Source organism: Streptomyces purpurascens (assembly GCF_045040895.1).
In the GTDB taxonomy this organism is placed as follows: domain Bacteria; phylum Actinomycetota; class Actinomycetes; order Streptomycetales; family Streptomycetaceae; genus Streptomyces; species Streptomyces purpurascens.
In genome coordinates, this window is the sequence record NZ_CP108341.1 from 8220694 (window position 1) to 8241170 (window position 20477).

Annotated in this window: 17 protein-coding genes; 15 read left to right on the forward strand and 2 right to left on the reverse strand. The window is 71.2% G+C overall.

The genetic code is table 11. The features are described from left to right. The first annotated feature begins 266 nt into the window (after positions 1–266). The 7 genes from OHU35_RS37280 (at position 267) to OHU35_RS37310 (ending at position 10261) form a co-directional block, all read left to right on the forward strand. Complete coding sequence (locus tag OHU35_RS37280; RefSeq protein WP_405508449.1) at positions 267–1556, forward strand: ABC transporter substrate-binding protein; 1290 nt, start codon at positions 267–269, stop codon at positions 1554–1556. Positions 1557–1562: 6 nt separating this feature from the next. Further along, entirely contained in the window at positions 1563–2456 is an 894-nt protein-coding gene (locus OHU35_RS37285) for a carbohydrate ABC transporter permease (protein ID WP_405508451.1), read from the forward strand. Then, positions 2453–3361 carry a carbohydrate ABC transporter permease gene (locus OHU35_RS37290; protein WP_405508453.1) on the forward strand — a complete coding sequence of 303 codons (909 nt, stop codon included), beginning with the start codon at positions 2453–2455 and terminating at the stop codon, positions 3359–3361. Before OHU35_RS37285 ends, OHU35_RS37290 begins: the two co-directional genes overlap by 4 nt. 27 nt (positions 3362–3388) lie before the next feature. Next, positions 3389–4645, forward strand: coding sequence for a glycosyl hydrolase (locus OHU35_RS37295; protein WP_189722507.1), 1257 nt, complete (start codon positions 3389–3391; stop codon positions 4643–4645). Then, a complete protein-coding gene (locus OHU35_RS37300) occupies positions 4642–6645 on the forward strand; it encodes an endo-beta-N-acetylglucosaminidase (RefSeq protein WP_405508456.1) in 2004 nt (667 codons plus the stop codon). The genes OHU35_RS37295 and OHU35_RS37300 overlap by 4 nt, the downstream gene beginning before the upstream one ends. 35 nt (positions 6646–6680) lie before the next feature. Then, a complete protein-coding gene (locus OHU35_RS37305; RefSeq protein WP_405508458.1) occupies positions 6681–9695 on the forward strand; it encodes an alpha-mannosidase in 3015 nt (1004 codons plus the stop codon). A 92-nt stretch (positions 9696–9787) separates the two neighbouring features. Continuing rightward, positions 9788–10261 carry a carboxymuconolactone decarboxylase family protein gene (locus OHU35_RS37310; protein ID WP_189722504.1) on the forward strand — a complete coding sequence of 158 codons (474 nt, stop codon included), beginning with the start codon at positions 9788–9790 and terminating at the stop codon, positions 10259–10261. A 28-nt stretch (positions 10262–10289) separates the two neighbouring features. Here the strand turns inward: OHU35_RS37310 and OHU35_RS37315 are convergent, their stop codons facing one another. Further along, on the reverse strand, positions 10290–10994 hold the full coding sequence (locus tag OHU35_RS37315; RefSeq protein WP_189722503.1) for a FadR/GntR family transcriptional regulator: 705 nt from the start codon (positions 10992–10994) through the stop codon (positions 10290–10292). A gap of 166 nt (positions 10995–11160) precedes the next feature. Here OHU35_RS37315 and OHU35_RS37320 point away from each other — a divergent pair, with 166 nt between their 5' ends. Genes OHU35_RS37320 through OHU35_RS37355 form a run of 8 tightly spaced genes read left to right on the forward strand, consistent with a single transcriptional unit; the run spans position 11161 to position 18997 of the window. Further along, the gene (locus tag OHU35_RS37320) at positions 11161–12234 is read left to right on the forward strand and encodes a sugar ABC transporter substrate-binding protein (RefSeq protein ID WP_189722502.1); all 1074 of its coding nucleotides are present in this window, start codon (positions 11161–11163) and stop codon (positions 12232–12234) included. Then, positions 12231–13721, forward strand: a complete 1491-nt coding sequence (locus OHU35_RS37325; RefSeq protein WP_405508460.1) for a sugar ABC transporter ATP-binding protein — start codon at positions 12231–12233, stop codon at positions 13719–13721. The genes OHU35_RS37320 and OHU35_RS37325 overlap by 4 nt, the downstream gene beginning before the upstream one ends. Then, complete coding sequence (locus OHU35_RS37330) at positions 13714–14742, forward strand: ABC transporter permease (protein ID WP_189722500.1); 1029 nt, start codon at positions 13714–13716, stop codon at positions 14740–14742. Before OHU35_RS37325 ends, OHU35_RS37330 begins: the two co-directional genes overlap by 8 nt. 32 nt (positions 14743–14774) lie before the next feature. Further along, positions 14775–16118 carry an L-fuconate dehydratase gene (locus tag OHU35_RS37335; RefSeq protein ID WP_189722499.1) on the forward strand — a complete coding sequence of 448 codons (1344 nt, stop codon included), beginning with the start codon at positions 14775–14777 and terminating at the stop codon, positions 16116–16118. After that, a complete protein-coding gene (locus OHU35_RS37340; protein WP_189722498.1) occupies positions 16115–16870 on the forward strand; it encodes an SDR family NAD(P)-dependent oxidoreductase in 756 nt (251 codons plus the stop codon). Before OHU35_RS37335 ends, OHU35_RS37340 begins: the two co-directional genes overlap by 4 nt. Continuing rightward, on the forward strand, positions 16867–17853 hold the full coding sequence (locus OHU35_RS37345; protein WP_189722497.1) for an aldo/keto reductase: 987 nt from the start codon (positions 16867–16869) through the stop codon (positions 17851–17853). Before OHU35_RS37340 ends, OHU35_RS37345 begins: the two co-directional genes overlap by 4 nt. Further along, positions 17850–18167, forward strand: coding sequence for an L-rhamnose mutarotase (locus OHU35_RS37350; protein WP_189722496.1), 318 nt, complete (start codon positions 17850–17852; stop codon positions 18165–18167). The genes OHU35_RS37345 and OHU35_RS37350 overlap by 4 nt, the downstream gene beginning before the upstream one ends. Then, a complete protein-coding gene (locus OHU35_RS37355) occupies positions 18164–18997 on the forward strand; it encodes an amidohydrolase family protein (protein ID WP_405508462.1) in 834 nt (277 codons plus the stop codon). The genes OHU35_RS37350 and OHU35_RS37355 overlap by 4 nt, the downstream gene beginning before the upstream one ends. Here OHU35_RS37355 and OHU35_RS37360 read toward each other — a convergent pair. Then, positions 18985–20406, reverse strand: coding sequence for a lipase maturation factor family protein (locus OHU35_RS37360; protein ID WP_189722494.1), 1422 nt, complete (start codon positions 20404–20406; stop codon positions 18985–18987). The two genes, OHU35_RS37355 and OHU35_RS37360, sit on opposite strands and share 13 nt — an antisense overlap. Between the last annotated feature and the right edge of the window lie 71 nt (positions 20407–20477).

A 20477-nucleotide genomic window follows, 5' to 3' on the forward strand; every position in this document is an offset into this window, starting at 1 on the left:
GGCGCGCCGGTGAGCGCTTTCCCGTCACGCTTGCTTCTCCATTCGACGAACCCTGTGCACTAATGCGCTTGAGTGTCCCTACCCTAAAGCGCATTAGTGATCGAATACAAGAAGTCGTCCGACTCCTCGCTGACCTGCGACTATGTCCAACTAAAGACTTTAGCTGAGCAGAATCCATTGACTTCCCCGAAGAGAACGATGCAAGGTCTGGCCCGGCGCCATTTCCGCCACCCTCTCCCGCCCTGTCTTCGAAGGAGCCGGTCACCGTGCGCATCTCCCGCAGAGCCTTCGCCGCCGCTGCCGTCGCTGTCCTCCTGCCACTGAGCGCCTGCGGTTCGGGGGGCGGCGGAGGCGGTTCGAGCGATGCCTCGGGCAAGGTCGAGGGCGACATCACGTTCCAGACGTGGAACCTGCGCGCCAACTTCAAGCCGTACTTCGAGGGCCTGATCGCCGAGTTCGAGAAGAAGTACCCCGGCACCGAGGTGAAGTGGGTCGACCAGCCCGCCGAGGGCTACGCCGACAAGATCAGCGCCGACGCGGCCGGCGGCACACTGCCCGACGTCGTCAACGTCTCCCCGGACCTCGTCGCCCCGCTCGCCAAGGCCGGACTCGCCCTCGACCTGGACAAGGCCGCCCCGCAGTACGAGAAGGAGTATCTGCCGGGCGCCTGGGCGGGCCATCGGATACCGGGCATGAGCGGCACGTACGCCTTCCCCTGGTACCTCAACACCGGCCCGCTCTTCTACAACAAGACCCTGTTCAAGGAGGCCGGGCTCGACCCGGACCAGCCGCCGAAGACGTACGACGAACTCTTCTCCGCGGGCCTGAGGATGGCGGAGAAGAGCGGCGGCAAGGTCGCCACCCTCGCCAACGTGCCCACCATCGAGGACTTCGGCCGCTACGGCGTGCCGCTGATGAACAAGGAAGGCACCGCCTTCTCCTTCAACGGCGACAAGGGCGTACGGCTCCTCACCAAGTACAAGGAGTTGTACGACGCGAAGGCCCTCGACCCGCAGGCGCTGACCGCCACCCCGGAGTCGTCCGGCAAGAAGTTCCTCACCGGCGCCGTCGCCATGAACCCCGGCAGCGCCCTGGACCTCGGCAACTTCAAGAAGCAGGCGCCGAGCCTGTACAAGAACATCGGCATCACCGACCAGATCACCAGCACCGGGCACGTCAACATGTACGTGATGGGCGTGATGGTCAACTCCCAGTCGAAGCGGAAGCCCGCAGCCGTCGCCTTCGCGCACTTCGTCACCGACGCGGCGCACCAGATGTCGTTCGCCAAGAAGGTCGCCATCTTCCCGAGCACCGCCGGCTCGCTGGACGACCCGTACTTCACCAAGGAGGACGGGACCGACGAGACACGGGTGCGGGTGGCCGCCGCCAAGTCCCTGAAGGCGGCGGTCAACTACACGCCCGTGCTGTTCAGCGAGCAGATGAAGATCGCGCTGCGCAACGAGGTCGCCAAGGCGCTGCAGGGCAAGCAGAGCCCGAAGGAAGCTCTCGACAACGCTGTCAAGGAGTGCGACCGGCTCCTGCAGCAGCAGGGCTGACGCCCGATGGCTCTCTCCGGCATCTCCCGGGTACGGCGCCAACTGCCCACCAGCCCCTGGCTGTTCGCCGCGCCCGGACTGTTCGTCACCGGCGCCTTCATCCTGTACCCGTTTCTCTCCACGCTGGTCAACGCCTTCACCGACCGCCGCACCCTGATCCCCGGCCGGTTCGTGGGGCTCGCCAACTTCCGGGAACTGCTCCAGGACGACATGTTCTGGACCGGCCTGCGCAACAGCACGCTCTACGTCCTCGGGGTCGTACCCCCGCTCGTCGTCCTGCCGCTGCTGCTCGCCCTGCTCGTGCAGAAGAACATCCCCGGCATCACCTTCTTCCGGTCCGCCTTCTACACCCCGGTCGTCGCCTCGATCGTCGTGGTCGGGCTGATCTGGGTGTGGCTGCTGGACGACCGCGGACTGGTCAACTCGCTGCTGGAGACGGCCGGCGCCGGCCGGGTCGGCTTCCTCAGCGACCAGTGGCTGATCCTGCTGAGCGCCATGGCCGTCACGGTGTGGAAGGGCCTCGGCTACTACATGATCATTTATCTGGCGGCGCTCGGGAACGTGCCGCGGGAGCTGCACGAGGCCGCGGCCGTCGACGGCGCGGGCGCGGTGCGCCGCTTCCTGACCGTCACCGTGCCCGCCGTCCGCTCCACCATGGTGCTGGTCGGGGCTCTCTCCTCGGTCGCCGCGTTCAAGGTGTTCTCCGAGGTGTACCTGCTGGCGGGCCCGAGCGGCGGGCCGGCGGGCGAGGACACCACCCTCGTCATGCTCGTCCAGCGCACCGGCACCGGCCTGACCGGCCGCGTCGGCTACGCCTCCGCGATCTCCGTCGTCGTCTTCGCCGTCACCGTCGCCCTGATGCTGCTGGTGCTGCGCGCCGACCGGAAGGAGGAGTCGTGAGCGTCCTCGAGAAGACAGCTCCCGTCGAGAAGCCGCCCGTCGCCGTCCGCGAACCCCGGATCACCGACGAGCACGGCCGCCGCGTCCGGGTGTGGGAACTCGCCCTGCGCTACGTCCTGCTGCTCGCGGTACTCGCCCTGACCATCGGCCCGTTCCTGTGGCAGCTGTCCACCTCCCTCAAAGGCCCCACCGAGGACATCTACAGCTCCCCGCCGACGTTCCTGCCGGGCGATCCGACCCTGCACAACTACGAGCGGGTCGCCGACACCATCCCCGTCTGGGACTACGCCCTCAACTCCCTGAAGGTCGCCACCGCCAACGTCGTCACCAACTGCGTCGGCTCGGCCCTCGCCGGCTACGCCCTGGCCCGGCTCCGCTACCGCGGCCGCCGTGTCGCCACCCTGGCCTTCATCCTGGCGATGCTCGTGCCCGTCGAGGGCATCATCATCGCCCAGTTCACCACCATGCGGGAGCTCGGCCTCAACAACACCCTGATCGGCGTGGTCCTGCCGGGCTGCATCGGCGCGATGAACGTCCTGCTGATGCGCAACGCCTTCCTCAACCTGCCCTACGAGATCGAGGAAGCGGCCTTTGTCGACGGCGCCAACGTCTGGCAGCGGTTCCTGCGCATTGCACTGCCGTCGGTGAAGGGCACCCTCGCGGTCGTCGCGATCTTCGCCTTCATGGGCGCCTGGGACGACTTCCTGTGGCCGCTCATCGTGCTGAGCGACCCGTCCAGGTTCACGCTGACCATCGGCCTCAACTATCTGCACGGCACTTTCGCCAACGACGAGCGTCTCGTCGCCGCGGGCACGGTCATCGCCGTCGCACCGCTGATCGCCCTCTTCGCCTGTCTCCAGCGGTACTTCTTCCGCGGCGTGGGCGAGGGCGCGGTGAAGGGCTGAACCCTCCCACCGAACGCAAGGACCCCCATGCCTTCTGCCGTGCGCTTCGGCGTCAACTACACCCCCAGCGAAGGGTGGTTCCACCACTGGCTGGACTTCGACCTCGGCTCCGTCCGCGCCGACCTGGACTCGATCGCCGCACTGGGACTCGACCACATCCGGGTCTTCCCGCTGTGGCCGTACTTCCAGCCCAACCGCACGCTGATCCGGCCCCGGGCCGTCGAACAGCTCGTCGCGCTGGCCGACGCCGCCGCCGAACGCGGCCTCGACGTCAACGTGGACGGCCTCCAGGGGCACCTGAGCAGCTTCGACTTCCTGCCCGCCTGGACCCGGACCTGGCACCGGCGCAACCTCTTCACCGACCCGGACGTGCTCGACGGCCAGGAGAACCTCCTGCGCACGCTCGCCGCCGCACTCGCCGACCGGCCCAACTTCATCGGCATGACCCTCGGCAACGAGGTCAACCAGTTCTCGTCCGGCCCCCATCCGGACCCCGACCGGGCCACGTCCGACGAGATCGACACCTGGCTCACCCGCATGCTCGCCGCCTGCGAGGAGGGCGCCCCGGGCCGGCTGCACCTGCACGCCGAGTACGACGCCACCTGGTACCAGGACGACCAGCCCTTCACCCCGGGTCAGGCCGCCCGGCACGGGGCCGTCACGGCCGTGCACTCCTGGGTCTTCAACGGCACCGCCCAGCGCCACGGCCGTACCTCCGTCCCCGCCGAGCACCACGCCGCGTACCTCGTCGAGCTGAGCAAGGCCTGGGCCGACGACCCGCACCGGCCGGTCTGGCTCCAGGAGGTCGGCGCCCCCGCGCCCCTGGTCCCGGCCGAGCACGCCGCCGCCTTCACCGAGGCCACCGTGGCCAACGCCCTGGACTGCCCCGGCCTGTGGGGCATCACCTGGTGGTGCTCCCACGACGTCTCCCGCGACCTCGCCGACTTCCCGGAACTGGAGTACGGACTCGGCCTGCTGACCAACGACCGCAAGCCGAAGGACATGGCCAGGGTGCTGGAACGGGCGGCGCGCGAGCCGTCGCAGCCGGCCCCGGCCCGTACGACGGCGCTGGTCGTCCCGGCCGACCCTGCCGTCCGCTCGCTCTGCGCCCCCGGCGGTCCCGTCTTCGACGCCTGGTTCCGGCTGGTCGCCGACGGAGCACGCCCCACCACCGTCCTCGACGTGCTGGCCGCCGACCAGGAACACCTGGCCGCGCGCGGCATCACCGAGGTCGTCACTCCCGACCAGGTACTTCCCCACCCACCAGGAGGCACCCGCTCGTGACACCCACCAGACGCACCGTCCTGCTCGCCGGCGCCGCGGCCGCCCTGTTCCCCTCAGCTCCGGCCACGGCAGCCCCGAAAGCCGCCGCCGCGACCCAGCCGTACGCGTCCTACTGGTACCCGGACTCCCTCCCCTCGGGTGCCCCGGGTCCCGGCATCACCTGGCGCAGCCTGAAGTCCTGGCGTGCCGAGGACGACCCGGACCTCGCCTTCAACGCCGCGTCCGTGCCGCCGGCCGCCCGCTTCACCCCGGCCCCGGCCAACCCGACCGCCCGCGCCGGCCAGGCCCGCATCCAGTCCCTGGTCTCCTTCGGGCCGACGGCGAGCAATCCGTCCCAGGGGTCGGCCACCGCCGACTACTACGCCCTCACCCACTGGGCCTACATCGACGAGCTGGTGTTCTGGGGCGGCTCGTCGGGCGAGGGGCTGATCCTCGCCCCGAACGCGCCGATCGTCGACGCCGCCCACCGGCACGGCGTGCCCGTCCTCGGCAACGTCTTCCTGCCGCCCGTCGCCTACGGCGGACAACTGCGCTGGACCCGCGACCTGGTGCAGAAGGACGCCGCCGGGCGTCATCCGCTCGCCGAGCGGCTGGTCGCGGTCGCCGAGGCGTACGGGTTCGACGGGTGGTTCGTCAACGCCGAGACCGGGGGAGGGGACACCGCCCTCGGCGCCGCGATGCTGAGCTTCCTCACGGAGCTCAAGTCGCTCGCGGCGGCCAAGGGGCAGCGGGTGACCTGGTACGACGCGATGACCGTGAACGGCACGGTGAGCTGGCAGGGGGCGCTCAACGGACAGAACGAGCCGTTCTTCCGGACCTCCGACGACATGTTCGTCGACTTCCGCTGGTCGGCGAACAGCCTGGTCTCGTCAGCAAGCCGGGCCGAGCAACTCGGTCGCAGCCGCTACGCGTTGTGGGCGGGCGTCGACGTCGAGGCGAACGGCTGGAACTCCTCCGTGCGCTGGGACGCGATCGTGCCGGCGAACCAGGCGCACATCGCGTCGGTCGGCCTCTACCGGCCCGAGTGGACCCGCAACCATCTGCCGGCGGACGGCAGGACACCCGGGGACTTCCACGCCGCCGACGACCGGTTCTGGACCGGACGCTCCCTCGATCCGTCCCGGCCGGACGGCACGGACAGCTGGCGGGCACCCGCCGTGTCCGTCGCCGACCGCTCCACGGTCACGTCGGTTCCGTTCGCGAGCGTGTTCAACACGGGGCACGGGCTGCGGTGGTACGAGGACGGCGTGGTGACCTCGGACGGGCCCTGGAACCACCTCGGACTGCAGGACCGGCTGCCCTCCAGACGCTGGGTGGTGCACACCGAAGGCCGCCGCCCGGCCGTGAGCTTCGACTTCGAGGACGCCTGGCGGGGCGGAAGCAGCGTGCTCGTCGACGGCGAACTCGACGAACCCGCCGTCCTGGACCTGTACGCCACCCGGCTGGCGCTCACCGCGGACACGGTCGTAGAGCTGACCCACCGGACCGACTCCGGCCGCGTGCACGTCGAGCTGGCCGTCGCCACCGCCGATCCGGACACGCCCGGGGCGACACCGCCCTACACCTACGTCCCCGTGGACCCGGCCGGCACCTGGGGGACCTCGGCCGTACGGCTCACCGGCCTGAGCGGCACCGCCCACGCGATCGGCGTCCGGCTCACCCCGGCGGACGGCGGTCCCGTGCGGTGGCGGCTCGGCGGGCTCGCCGTGCGGACCACGTCCCGGACACCGGCTGCTCCTTCCGGCCTGCGCGTCAGCGCCGCGTCCGGTGGCGACCTGCGCTTCGTGTGGAACCCGGCCCGCGGCGCCGTACGGCACTACACCCTGCATCGCCTCCTCCCCGACGGCACCCGCCGCTTCCTCGGCGGCACCTGCCAGCGCGCGTTCTTCGTCGCCGGTCTGAAGCCCGAACAGGGCGAACGGGCGGCACGGTTCGAAGTGCGTGCCGTGGGGGAGCTCTACACCTCGTCGGCCCCCGTGACCGTGACCCACCCCTGGTAACCACCCGCACCCGGACGACCTACGGAGCACCCCGCATGCATGACGACCGCAGCCTGGTCGAAGCCCGCCTCAAGCGCGTCCTCGACGAGCGTGTCCGCCCCGCCGTGTATCCCGAGTCCGTGCCGCTGGAGGTGGCCGTGTGGCACGCGCCCGGCGAACCGGTGCCGGTCGCCGAGGGACTGGCGGCCGAGCCCGAGCCCATCGAGGCGGGCGCCCGGTGGGGTGCTCCCTGGGGCACCAGCTGGTTCCGCGTCACCGGCACCGTCCCCGAGGCGTGGGCCGGGAAGACCGTCGAGGCGATCCTCGACCTGGGCTTCGACGAGAACATGCCCGGCTTCCAGTGCGAGGGCCTGGTCTACCGGCCCGACGGCACGCCGGTGAAGGGCCTCAACCCGCGCAACCAGTGGGTGCGCGTCGGCGCCCCCGTCGAGGGCGGCGAGCAGGTGCGCCTGCACATCGAGGCCGCCTCCAACCCCGTCATCCTCGACTACCACCCCTTCCTGCCCACACGGTTGGGTGACAAGGAGACCGCCGGAACCGAGCCGCAGTACACCCTCACCCGCATGGACCTCGCCGTCCTCGACGAGACCGTGTGGCAGCTCGTGATCGATCTGGAGGTGCTCGGCGAGCTGATGGCCGAGCTGCCGGTGGAGTCGGCCCGCCGCTGGGAGATCCTCCGGGCGGTCGACACGGCACTCGACGCCCTCGACCTCCAGGACATCGGCGGCACGGCGGACCGGGCCCGTTCCCGCCTCGCCGACGTGCTCGCCACGCCCGCCGCTCCCTCCGCCCACCGCATCAGCGCCGTCGGTCACGCCCACATCGACTCGGCGTGGCTGTGGCCGCTGCGCGAGACCGTGCGCAAGGTGGCCCGGACGACCTCCAACATGACCGCGCTGCTCGACGACGAGCCGGAGTTCGTCTTCGCCATGTCGCAGGCGCAGCAGTGGGCGTGGGTGAAGGAGCACCGGCCCGAGGTGTGGGCCCGGGTGAAGAAGGCCGTGGCCGACGGGCGGTTCGTGCCGGCCGGCGGCATGTGGGTGGAGTCGGACACCAACATGCCGGGCTCGGAGGCGATGGCCCGGCAGTTCGTGCACGGCAAGCGGTTCTTCCTCGACGAGTTCGGCATCGAGAACGACGAGGCCTGGCTGCCCGACACCTTCGGCTTCGCCGCCGGACTGCCGCAGATCATCAAGGCGGCGGGCTCCAAGTACCTGCTGACGCAGAAGATCTCCTGGTCGCAGACGAACAAGTTCCCGCACCACACCTTCCGGTGGGAGGGCATCGACGGCACGCGGATCTTCACGCACTTCCCGCCCGTCGACACCTACAACTGCTCCATGAAGGGCAGCGAGATCGCCCACGCGGCCCGCAACTTCAAGGACAAGGGCGTCGCCCGCCACTCCCTCGCCCCCACCGGCTGGGGCGACGGAGGCGGCGGCACGACCCGCGAGATGGTCGCCAAGGCGGCCCGCCTGCGCGACCTCGAAGGCGCGGCGACGGTGACCTGGGAGACCCCGGCCGAGTTCTTCGCCAAGGCCGCGGCCGAGTATCCCGAACCGCCCGTCTGGGTCGGCGAGCTCTACCTCGAACTCCACCGCGCCACCCTCACCAGCCAGGCCAAGACCAAGCAGGGCAACCGCCGCAGCGAGCACCTGCTCCGGGAGGCCGAACTGTGGGCGGCCACGGCGGCCGTGCGCACCGGCTTCCCCTACCCCTACGAGGACCTGGACCGCATCTGGAAGACGGTGCTGCTGCACCAGTTCCACGACATCCTGCCCGGGTCGTCCATCGCCTGGGTGCACCGCGAGGCCCGGCGGACGTACGAGAGGGTGGCCGAGGAGCTGACCGGGATCATCGACGCGGCGCAGCGGGCGCTCGCGGGGGAAGGCACGCGGAACCTCGTGTTCAACTCGGCACCCCACAGCCGGGCCGGGATCCCCGCCGGTGGTGCCGGTGCCGCGCCTTCGCCGAGCCCGGCGGAGCTGTCCCCACGGGCCGAGGGCGGGTTCGTCCTGGGGAACGGCCTCCTCCGCGTCGAGATCGACGCCCAGGGGCTCATGACCTCGGCGTACGACATCGAAGCCGACCGCGAGACCGTCGCCCCGGGCCGGGCCGCGAACCTCCTCCAGCTCCACCCCGACTTCCCGAACATGTGGGATGCCTGGGACGTCGACGAGTTCTACCGCAACACGGTCACCGACCTCACCGACGCGGACGAGGTCGTCCCGGACGGGGACGGTGTGCGGATCGTCCGGACCTTCGGCGCCTCCCGCGTCACCCAGCTGCTGTCACTCGCGCCGGGGGAGCGGCGGCTGACGGTGGAGACGGAGGTCGACTGGCACGAGACGGAGAAGTTCCTCAAGCTCGCCTTCCCGCTCGACGTGCACGCCGAACGGTACGCGTCCGAGACCCAGTTCGGGCACTTCCACCGGCCCACCCACACCAACACCTCCTGGGAGGCAGCCAAGTTCGAGGCGTGCAACCACCGCTTCGTCCACCTGGAGGAACCCGGCTGGGGCGTCGCGCTCGTCAACGACTCGACGTACGGCCACGACGTGACCCGCACCGTCCGCACCGACGGCGACGGCGGTACGACCACCACCGTGCGCGTCTCGCTGCTGCGCGCCCCGCGCTTCCCCGACCCGGAGACCGACCAGGGCGTCCACCGCTTCCGGCACGCGCTCGTGCCGGGCGCGGGCATCGCCGACGCGGTGCGGGAGGGCTGGCGGATCAATGTGCCGGAGCGGCGGCTCACCGGTGCCGGCGAGGTGGCGCCGCTGGTGACGGCCGACCGGGACGCGGTGGTCGTCACGGCGGTGAAGCTCGCCGACGACGGCAGCGGGGACGTCGTCGTCCGGTTCCACGAGGCCTTCGGAGGCCGGACGCGCGCCACGCTCACGGCCGGGTTCGAGGTCGCGGCCGTCTCGGTCGCCGACCTGCTGGAACGGCCGCTGGCCGATGCGACGGCACCGGAGGTCCAGGACGGGCGGATCGCGGTGCGGCTGCGCCCGTTCGAGCTGATGACGCTGCGACTGCGGCGCGGATAGTCGGTGACGCAGGTCACAACTGTCGATGTCACATCGCGGTGAGCCGCTGACTCATAGGGGTGTACGCAACGACAACGACAGAGGAGCTCACCATGAGCGCGCGTCTGGACGTCTTCGCCCTCCCCGGCGCCGGCAAGGTCATCAAGCAGTTCACCGCCCTGGGGCGGCTGGTCGTGGAATCACCGCTGCCGGCCGCCACCCGGGAACTGGTCTCGCTCCGCGTGAGCCAGATCAACGGGTGTGCGGTCTGCATCGACATGCACACCAAGGAGGCGGCCGCCGCGGGCGAGAGCTCCGTACGGCTCCATCTGGTCGCTGCCTGGCGGGAGGCCACGGTGTTCACCGAGGCCGAGCGGGCCGCGCTGGAACTGGCGGAGCAGGGGACCCGTATCGCGGACGGGGCCGGCGGTGTCCCGGACGAGGTCTGGGAGCGGGCCGCCAAGCACTATGACGAGGAGCAGCTCGCCGCCCTCGTGACCCTGATCGGCTTCATGAACACCGCCAACCGGCTGAACGTCATGCTCGAGCAGCCGGCGGGCGGCTATCAGGCCGGCCAGTTCAAGTAGCGGCGGAGCAGCGGGCCCTGGGACTGTCCTAGGGCCCGAGCTGCGCCCGCAGCCACTCCTCCACCTCGCCCACGTGCGCGGCCGCCGCCGCGCGGGCCGCCTCCGGGTCGTGGGCGGCCAGGGCGCGGTGGATCGCCGCGTGTTCGCGGCGGGTGCGTTCGAAGGCGCCCTCCTCCTGGTAGCCGCGCCAGACGCGGGCGCGGAACGTCCGTGAGGACAGGCCCTCCAGGATCGCGGCCATGGTCTCGTTGCCCGCTGCCGCCGCGATCTCCCGGTGGAAGGCCAGGTCGTGGGCGAGGATCTCCTCCGGATCGTCCGTGGCGTTCATCGCCGCCAGGTGCTTCTCGACCTCGGCCAGCTGGTCGTCGGTGATCCGGGCGGCGGCCAGTGCGGTCGCCGTCGACTCCAGGATCCGCCGGATCTCCAGCAGCTCCACCAGACGCGGGCCGCGCGACAGGTCCGCCACGACACCGAACGTCTCCAGCAGGTCCCCGGCCTCCAGCTGTGTGACGTAGATGCCCGACCCGTGCCGGGCCTCCAGCACGCCCAGCACCGTGAGCGCGCGGATCGCCTCCCGCATCGAGCTGCGGGAGATGCCGAGCTGGGCGGCCAGGTCACGCTCGGTCGGCAGCCGCTGGCCCGGCTCCAGCCGGCCCTCGCCGATCATCGCCTTGATCCGCTCGATGGCGCGCTGCGTCACGGTGCCCTTCTGCGGGGCGGTCTCGTCGTCCACGCCGTTCCTCCGATCACAGGCTCCGGCGCAGTCTAACCAGCGAGGTGGTCGGACCACTATGAGCCCGGAGCGGGAAAATGTGTCGTCGCAGGGTGTTCCGGCGGGGGAGTGGTCTGATAAGTATGCGGGCATCTGCTCGAACCCCGGTCGATGGGAGCCCCCTGAGATGCCCGGAAGCACAGTGCGGAAGCGGAACAGGTCCCGGATCGCCGGCGCGGTGGCGCTGGCCGCCGGCGCCTCCCTGGTGCTCGCCGCGTGCGGCAGCACCAAGGACACCGGCGCCTCCGGTGCCGGCGGCGGCGACGGAAGCGGCAAGGTCGGGGTCGTCCTGCCCCTGCTGACCTCGCCGTTCTGGCAGTCGTACAACGACTACGTGCCCAGGATGGCGAAGTCCGAGGGGGTGGACGCGATGAAGACCGTCAACTCCAACAGCGACCCCTCGCAGCAGATCACCGACATCAACAACCAGCTCAACCAGGGCGTCGAGGGCCTGGTCGTCGCCCCGCTGGACAGCGCCGCCATCGAGGCGGGCCTCGACCAGGCCGAGCGCAAGGGCGTGCCGGTCGTCGCCGTGGACGTGGCGCCCGACAAGGGCAAGGTCGCGATGGTGGTCCGCGCGAACAACGTGGCGTACGGCGAGAAGGCCTGCCAGTACCTCGGCGAGCACATCACCTCCGGCAAGGTCGTGCAGATCATGGGCGACCTCGCCTCGGTCAACGGCCGCGACCGCTCCGAGGCGTTCCGCGCCTGCGTGAAGAAGAACTTCCCCAAGCTCAAGGTCCTGGAGATCCCCGCCAAGTGGGAGTCCGACGCGGCGGCCTCCAAACTCGACACCCTCCTCAACGCCAACCCCGACATCAAGGGCATCTACATGCAGGCGGGCGGCGTGTACCTCGCGCCCACCCTCCAGACCCTCAAGTCCAAGGGGATGCTGAAGAAGGCCGGGCAGTCGGGCCACATCGCCATCGTCTCGAACGACGGCATCCCGCAGGAGTTCGACGCGATCCGCAAGGGCGAGATCGACGCGACCGTCTCCCAGCCCGCCGACGCCTACGCCAAGTACGGCATGTACTACATCAAGGCGGCGATGCAGGGGAAGACGTTCAAGCCCGGCCCGACCGACCACGACTCGACCATCGTCAAGCTGCCCAGCGGCATCCTGGAGGACCAGCTGCCCGCGCCGCTGGTCACGAAGGACAACGTCGACGACCCCAAGCTCTGGGGCAACACGGTCAAATGAGCAGCCCACTGGTTGAAGCGCGGGGCGTCGTCAAGCGGTACGGCCCCACCACCGCCCTCGCCGACGGCCGGCTCTCCGTCCTGCCGGGCGAGTCCCACGCCCTCGTCGGACGCAACGGCGCCGGCAAGTCGACCCTGGTCAGGATCCTCACCGGCCTGGAAGCCCCCGACGAGGGCACCGTCCGCTTCGACGGCGACCCCGCGCCCCCGCTCACGGACCGGGACGCCTGGCGCCGCAAGGTCGCCTGCGTCTACCAGCACCCGACGGTCGTCCCCGAACTGACCGTCGCCGAGAACCTGTTCATCAACCGGCAGCCGCTCCGGCGCGGGTTCATCAGCTGGCGCCGCCTGAAGGCCGAGGCGGCCCGGCTCCTCGACACCTGGAACGTGCGCGTCGACCCGGACGCCCGCACGGCCGATCTCAAGGTCGAGGACCGGCAGATGGTGGAGATCGCCCGGGCGCTGAGCTTCGGCGCCCGCTTCATCATCCTCGACGAACCCACCGCGCAGCTCGACAACCGGGAGATCGAGCGGCTGTTCACGCGCATGCGCTCCCTCCAGGACTCGGGCGTGACCTTCCTGTTCATCTCGCACCACCTCCAGGAGGTGTACGAGGTCTGCCAGACCGTCACGGTCCTGCGCGACGCCCGCTGGATCACCACGGCGCCGGTCGCCGACCTGCCCCGCCAGGCCCTGGTGGAGGCCATGGCCGGGGAGACGATCGCCGAACAGGCCGAGCGGCAGCGGACCCTCGGGGCCAGTGGTCCCGTCCTGCTCGATGTCCGGGGCCTCACCTCGACCGCGTACGAGAACGTCGACCTCACCGTCCGGCGCGGCGAGGTCGTCGGACTCGCCGGATCGAGCGCCAGCGGCAAGATAGAGCTCGCCGAGTCCTTCACGGGACTGCACACCCCCACGAACGGGACGGCCCGGCTGAACGGGCGGCCGCTGCCGTTCGGCGACGTCCGCAAGGCTCTGGAGGCCGGCGTCGGCTTCGTGCCCCGGGACCGGCACGAACAGGGCCTGGTCTTCGGCATGTCCATCGGCGACAACGCCACCCTCAGCGTCCTGGACCGGCTCGGCCGCTACGGCTTCGTCGGCACCGACCGCAGACGCGGTGTCGCCACCGCGCTGATCGAACGCCTCGACATCCACGCGGCCGGCCCCGAGCAGCCCGTCTCCGACCTGTCCGGCGGCAACGCGCAGAAGGTCGTCATGGCCCGGGCCCTCGCCTCAGACCCGCGGCTCCTGATCCTGGTCAACCCGACCGCGGGCGTCGACGTGAAGTCCAAGGAGTCCCTGCTCGCCCGGGTCGACACCGCCCGCGAGGACGGCACCGCCGTACTCGTCGTCTCCGACGAACTCGACGACCTCAGGCGCTGCGACCGGGTCCTCGTCCTCTTCCACGGCCGTGTCGTCGCCGAGCACCCGGTGGGCTGGCGCGACCACGAGCTCATCGCCTCCATCGAAGGAGTGGACCATGGCTGACACCAAGGCGGCCCCGCCGCTCGCGCCCGCGCGAGCCACCGACCCGCGCGCCGCCAAGGCCGTCCTCCTCCGCCGGGCCCGCGAACTCGCCCTCGTTCCCGCCCTGTTGCTGCTCCTGGTGCTCGGTGCCGTCGTCAACGACTCGTTCCTCACCGAACGCAACATCGTCTCCATCCTCGGCGCCTCCGCCGCCCTCGCGATGGTCGTGCTCGCCGAGTCGCTCGTCCTGATCACCGGCAAGTTCGACCTGTCCCTGGAATCGGTCGTCGGTATCGCGCCCGCCGTGGGCGCGCTGCTCGTCCTGCCCGCGGCCCAGTCCGGCTGGGGCACCGAACTCCCCGCCGCCCTCGCCCTGGTGGCGATCCTCGTCGCGGGCGCGGCCGTCGGCGCCTTCAACGGCATCCTGGTCGTGAAGTTCAAGCTCAACGCGTTCATCGTGACGCTGGCGATGCTGATCGTGCTGCGCGGCCTGCTGGTCGGCGCGACCAAGGGCAAGACACTGTTCGGGATGCCCGACAGCTTCTACTCCCTGGCGACCACCACCTTCCTCTCCGCCCCGCTGTCGGTGTGGCTCGCCGCGATCGCCTTCGCGGTCGCCGGGCTGATCCTGAAGTACCACCGGGTCGGGCGCGCCCTGTACGCCATCGGCGGCAACGCGGACGCGGCCCGGGCGGCGGGCATCCGGGTGGAGCGCGTCATGCTCGGTGTGTTCGTCGTCGCGGGCGTCCTCGCCGCGGTCGGCGGCATCATGCAGACCGGATACGTCGGCGCGATCAGCGCCAACCAGGGCCAGAACATGATCTTCACGGTGTTCGCGGCCGCGGTGATCGGCGGCATCGCCCTCGACGGCGGCAAGGGCACCATGTTCGGCGCCCTGACCGGCGTACTCCTTCTGGGGGTCGTACAGAACCTGCTCACCCTCGCGCAGGTGCCGTCGTTCTGGATCCAGGCCATCTACGGCGGGATCATCCTGGTCGCCCTCATGATCGCCCGGGTCACCACCGGCCGGGCCCAGGACTGACGCCCCCGCCCCCTGCAACCGAAAGGCCCTCCGTGTCCCCGACGCCCGCCCGCATCATCGCGGTCGACACCCACGACATCCGCTTCCCCACCTCGCGCGAGCTCGACGGCTCCGACGCGATGAACCCGGACCCCGACTACTCGGCGGCCTACGTCGTCCTGCGCACGGACGCGGCCGACGGCCACGAGGGGCACGGATTCGCCTTCACCATCGGGCGGGGCAACGAGGTGCAGGTCGCCGCGATCGACGCGCTGCGCGGACACCTGATCGGCCGCTCGGCCGACGACCTGTGCGCCGACCCGTCCATCCTGAACCGCGACCTGATCGGCGACAGCCAGTTGCGCTGGCTCGGCCCCGAGAAGGGCGTGATGCACATGGCGATCGGCGCGGTCGTCAACGCCGTGTGGGACCTGGCCGCCAAGCGCGCCGGCCTGCCGCTGTGGCGGCTGCTCGCCGAGGCCGAGCCCGCCTGGCTGGTGCGCCAGATCGACTTCCGCTACCTCACCGACGCCCTCACCCCCGAGGAGGCCCTGACCCTGCTGCGCCGGGGCCGGGAGGGCGCCGAGGAGCGCACGGCCCGGCTGCTGGAGCGCGGCTACCCCGCCTACACCACCTCACCCGGCTGGCTCGGCTACGACGACGAGAAACTCACCCGGCTCGCGGCCCGGGCCGTCGCCGACGGCTTCCGGCAGATCAAGCTCAAGGTCGGCGCCGACCTCGAGGACGACATCCGCCGCTGCCGCGTCGCCCGTTCCGTCATCGGACCGGACATCCGCATGGCCGTCGACGCCAACCAGCGCTGGGACGTCGACGAGGCGATCCGCTGGACCAAGGCCCTCGCCGAGTTCGACCCGTACTGGATCGAGGAGCCCACCAGCCCCGACGACATCCTCGGCCACGCGGCGGTCCGCCGGGCCGTCGCCCCCGTGAAGGTCGCCACCGGCGAGCACGTGCACAACCGGATCGTCTTCAAGCAGCTCCTCCAGGCCGGCGCGCTCGACGTCGTCCAGATCGACGCGGCCCGCGTCGGCGGCGTCCCCGAGAACCTCGCGATCCTGCTGCTCGCCGCCAAGTTCGGCGTGCCGGTCTGCCCGCACGCGGGCGGCGTCGGCCTGTGCGAACTCGTCCAGCACCTGTCGATGTTCGACTACGTGGCCCTGTCCGGCACCACTGAGGACCGCGTCATCGAATACGTCGACCATCTGCACGACCACTTCCTCGACCCGGTGGTGATCCGCCAGGCTCACTACACGGCACCCACCGCGCCGGGCTTCTCGGCCGCCATGCGGCCCGAGTCCCTGGCGCGATTCACCTACCCGGGCGGCGAGTTCTGGGCCGCCGACCTCGACGAGCGGAAGAAGGGTCAGGCCGTATGAGCGACTTCGAGGGCATCAAAGCCCTGGTGACGGGCGGCGCCTCCGGCATCGGCCGGGCCACCGCCGACCTCCTGGCCGAGCGCGGCGCCCAGGTCGCCGTCCTCGACCTGGACCCGTCGCCGGTCGACAAGCCGCTGCTCGCCTACCGCGCGGACGTCACCGACGACGCGTCCGTGCGCCAGGCCGTTTCGGCGGCGGTCGCCGACCTCGGCGGGCTGGACGTCCTGGTCAACAACGCGGGCATCGGCGCCCAGGGCACCGTCGAGGACAACTCCGACGACGACTGGCACCGCGTCTACGACGTCAACGTCGTCGGCATGGTCCGCACCGCCCGCGCCTGCCTGCCCCAGCTGCGCGCCTCCGCGCACGCCGCGATCGTCAACACCTGCTCCATCGCCGCCACCGCGGGCCTGCCGCAGCGCGCCCTGTACAGCGCCACCAAGGGCGCCGTGTACTCCCTCACCCTCGCCATGGCCGCCGACCACGTCCGCGAGGGCATCCGCGTCAACTGCGTCAACCCGGGCACGGTCGACACGCCCTGGGTCGGCCGCCTCCTCGACGCCGCGCCCGAACCGGCCGCCGAACGCGCCGCCCTGGAGGCCCGCCAGCCCACCGGCCGCCTGGTCTCCGCGGCCGAGGTCGCGGGCGCCATCGCCTACCTGGCCGGACCTCTCTCCGGCGCCACCACGGGCACCGCGCTCGCCGTCGACGGCGGCATGCAGGGCCTGCGGCTGCGCCCGGTGGCCCGGTGAACCGGCTCGGCGGCAGCGGCGTCGAGGTCAGCGCCCTGTCCTTCGGCGCCGCCGCGATCGCCAACCTGTACTCCGAAGTCGGCGAGGCACAGGCGCACGACGCCGTGGAGGCCGCCTGGCAGCGGGGCATCCGTTACTTCGACACCGCCCCGCACTACGGCCTCGGCCTCTCCGAACGCCGCCTCGGCGCCGCCCTGCGTGACCGCCCCCGAGGCCAGTACACGATCTCCACCAAGGTGGGGCGCCGCCTGGAACCCTCGGACGGCACCGGCGACGACCTGGCCCACGGGTTCGCCGTGCCCGCCACCCACCGCCGCGTGTGGGACTTCAGCGCCGACGGCGTACGCCGCACCCTGGAGGCCAGCCTGGAACGGCTCGGCCTCGACCGCGTCGACGTCGTCTACCTCCACGACCCCGACGAGCACGCCGAAGAGGCCTTCCGGGAGGGCTATCCGGCCCTGGAGAAGCTCCGCGGCGAGGGCGTGGTCGGCGCGATCGGCGCCGGTATGAACCAGGCGGAGATGCTCACCCGCTTCGTCCGCGACACCGACGTCGACGTGGTGCTGTGCGCCGGCCGCTACACCCTGCTCGACCAGAGCGCACTCACCGACCTGCTGCCCGCGGCCCAGGAACGCGGCACGTCCGTCGTCATCGGCGGCGCCTTCAACTCCGGCCTGCTGGCGAACCCGCGGCCGGGCGCGACGTACAACTACACCGTCGCCCCCTCCGAGCTCGTCGAGCGTGCCCTGCGGCTGAAGTCCGTCGCCGACCGCCACGGCACCACGCTGCGCGCCGCCGCCCTGGCCTTCTGCGCCGCCCACCCGGCCGTCGCCAGCGTCCTCGTCGGGGCTCGCTCGGCGCACGAGGTCCGGGACTGCGCCCACCAGTTCGCCGCGCGCGTGCCCGGCGCGTTCTGGCATGACCTGCGCGCCGAGGGACTGCTGCCCGCCGACGCCCCCGTACCCCACGAGGAACCGTCATGAGAGTCGCCCTGCACACCAAGGTCCGCGCCGACCGCATCGCCGCTTACGAGGCCGCCCACCGCGAGGTCCCGGAGGAACTCACCGACGCCATCCGCGCCGCCGGTGCCACCTCCTGGACGATCTGGCGCAGCGGCACCGACCTGTTCCACGTCCTGGAGTGCGAGGACTACGCCCGTCTCCTCGCCGAACTGGAGAAGCTGCCGGTCAACGTCGCCTGGCAGGCCCGCATGGCCGAGCTGCTGGACGTCGTGCACGACTACTCCGGCGAGGGCGCCGACGCCGGCCTGCCGGTCGTCTGGGAGCTGCCGTCATGACCGTGGTCGACGCCCACCACCATGTGTGGGACCTGTCCGTACGGGACCAGGACTGGATCACCGGGCCCGAACTCCGGGCGCTGCGGCGCGACTTCACGATGAAGGAGCTCGAACCCGGGGCGAGAGCGGCCGGAGTGGACCGCACGGTCCTCGTGCAGACGGTCACCGTGCCCGAGGAGACCCCGGAGTTCCTGGCCCTGGCCGACGAGCACGACCTGATCGCGGGCGTCGTCGGCTGGACCGACCTCACCCGCCCCGGTGTCGCCGAGGAACTGGCCCGGCTGCGGGAACTCCCCGGCGGCCGCCACCTCAAGGGCATCCGCCACCAGGTCCAGGGCGAACCCGACCCGGAATGGCTGCTGCGCCCGGACGTACGCCGGGGACTGGCCGCCGTCGCCGACGCCGGACTGGTCTACGACCTCGTGGTCCTGCCCCACCAGCTCCCGGCCTGCGCGCGGGCCGCCGCGGAGCTGCCCGGCCTCACCTTCGTCCTGGACCACCTGGGCAAACCGCCCATCGCCTCCGGCGCCCTCGACCCCTGGGCGTCCGGCCTGCGCGCCCTCGCCGCCCTGCCCAACACGGTCGCCAAGCTGTCCGGCCTGGTCACCGAGGCCGACCTCGCGTCCTGGACCGTCGAGGACCTGCGCCCGTATGCCGACGTGGCCCTGGAGGCCTTCGGGCCGGACCGGCTGATGTACGGCTCGGACTGGCCGGTCTCCACCCTGGCGGCGCCGTACGGCGAGACCCTGGACATCACCCGCCGGCTGATCGACCCGCACGACCACACACAGATCCTCGCGACCACCGCCACCCGCGTCTACGGCCTCTGAACCGTCTCCGCCAGCCGCGTCGGCGGCAGGTACTCCCGTACGTACGTCCGCTCCCAGCACGCGCCCGTCTCCCGCAGCTCGCGCCACGTCGTGTAGCGGTAGCGGAACAGGCGGGCGCGTACGTACCGCGGGGGCTCGTCCGGCGGGAACGGCGATCGGCGCAGCAGCTTCAGCGTGGCCCGGTCGTTCTCCAGCAGCCGCTCCACCAGCGTGCCGAACCAGGATCCGGCGTAGGCGGGGGACAGGGCCGCGAACCACATCATCCAGTCCAGCCGCAGATGGTACGGCGCGAACTGGCGCGGCCAGCGCCGCGGGTCACCCGGCTTGCCCTTGAACTCGTACTCCCGCCACCGCGAGTCCGTACGCGGCACGTCGTCCGCGGTGCCCTCGACCACCACCTCGTAGCGGACCCGGCTCACACTGCCGAACGCCCCGTAGGTGTTGACCAGATGGACCGGGTCGAAGGAGCGGTTCATCACCTGGCGGCGGGAGAGCATGTTGCGGACCGGCTGGTAGCTGAGGCCCACGAGCAGCGCGGCCACCGCCAGCACCACGACCACGTACCAGAGCGGGGCCTCGGGCACGTCCGGCGGATCGGCCGGGAACCGTACCGCCGACAGGGCCAGCACGATCGTGATCCAGTTCAGCCAGGAGAAGTTGCCCGACAGCACCAGCCACAGCTGGGTGGCGATCATCAGCGCGGCGGCGGCCGTCGCGACCGGCTGCGGCGTGAACAGCAGGAACGGCACCACGAGTTGGGTGACATGGTTCGCGGCCACCTCGACCCGGTGCAGAGGCCTGGGCAGATGGTGGAAGAACCAGCTCAGCGGGCCCGGCATCGGCTGCGTCTCGTGATGGTGGTCCAGGCACGTCAGCTTCCGCCAGCACGCGTCGCCGCGCATCTTGATCAGCCCCGCGCCGAACTCCACGCGGAACAGGATCCACCGCAGCAGGAACAGCACGACGACCGGCGGCGCCACCTCGTCGTTGCCGAGAAACACGGTGAGGAAGCCGACCTCCAGCAGCAGCGACTCCCAGCCGAACGAGTACCAGGTCTGCCCGACGTTCACGATCGACAGGTACAGCACCCACGGCACCAGCCACAGCAGCATGCCGCCCCACAGCGGCAGCAGCGAGTCGAGCCCGGCCAGCAGCGCCGCCGACACGGCGCAGCCCGACCAGGCGCAGAGCGCGAAGAAGCGGTCCGAGTAGTGCAGCTGGAACAGGCTGGGAGCCCGCTTGAACGGCACCCGTTCGACGAACTCCGGCACCGGCAGCATGCCGCGCCGCCCGATCAGCGCGCGGAACTGCGACGCCGCCGTCAGGAACGCGACCAGATACACGGCGGCCAGCGCCCGCTGGAAGACCAGCCGGCTCAGCCAGTAGTCGGATGCGGTGAACCAGTCCACGGCCGTGCGCTCCTCCCGATGCCGCGCCGGAACCCAGTGTCACGCTCCGTGCGGCGCCGCTCCGGTTGCGT

Excerpts from the sequence above, each read along its gene's own strand:
- OHU35_RS37350 (WP_189722496.1), top strand. The coding sequence starts at position 17,850 with ATGAGAGTCGCCCTGCACACCAAGGTCCGCGCCGACCGCATCGCCGCT.
- OHU35_RS37330 (WP_189722500.1), top strand. The coding sequence starts at position 13,714 with ATGGCTGACACCAAGGCGGCCCCGCCGCTCGCGCCCGCGCGAGCCACC.
- OHU35_RS37295 (WP_189722507.1), top strand. The coding sequence starts at position 3,389 with ATGCCTTCTGCCGTGCGCTTCGGCGTCAACTACACCCCCAGCGAAGGG.
- OHU35_RS37355 (WP_405508462.1), top strand. The coding sequence starts at position 18,164 with ATGACCGTGGTCGACGCCCACCACCATGTGTGGGACCTGTCCGTACGG.
- OHU35_RS37340 (WP_189722498.1), top strand. The coding sequence starts at position 16,115 with ATGAGCGACTTCGAGGGCATCAAAGCCCTGGTGACGGGCGGCGCCTCC.
- OHU35_RS37310 (WP_189722504.1), top strand. The coding sequence starts at position 9,788 with ATGAGCGCGCGTCTGGACGTCTTCGCCCTCCCCGGCGCCGGCAAGGTC.
- OHU35_RS37285 (WP_405508451.1), top strand. The coding sequence starts at position 1,563 with ATGGCTCTCTCCGGCATCTCCCGGGTACGGCGCCAACTGCCCACCAGC.
- OHU35_RS37305 (WP_405508458.1), top strand. The coding sequence starts at position 6,681 with ATGCATGACGACCGCAGCCTGGTCGAAGCCCGCCTCAAGCGCGTCCTC.
- OHU35_RS37325 (WP_405508460.1), top strand. The coding sequence starts at position 12,231 with ATGAGCAGCCCACTGGTTGAAGCGCGGGGCGTCGTCAAGCGGTACGGC.
- OHU35_RS37320 (WP_189722502.1), top strand. The coding sequence starts at position 11,161 with ATGCCCGGAAGCACAGTGCGGAAGCGGAACAGGTCCCGGATCGCCGGC.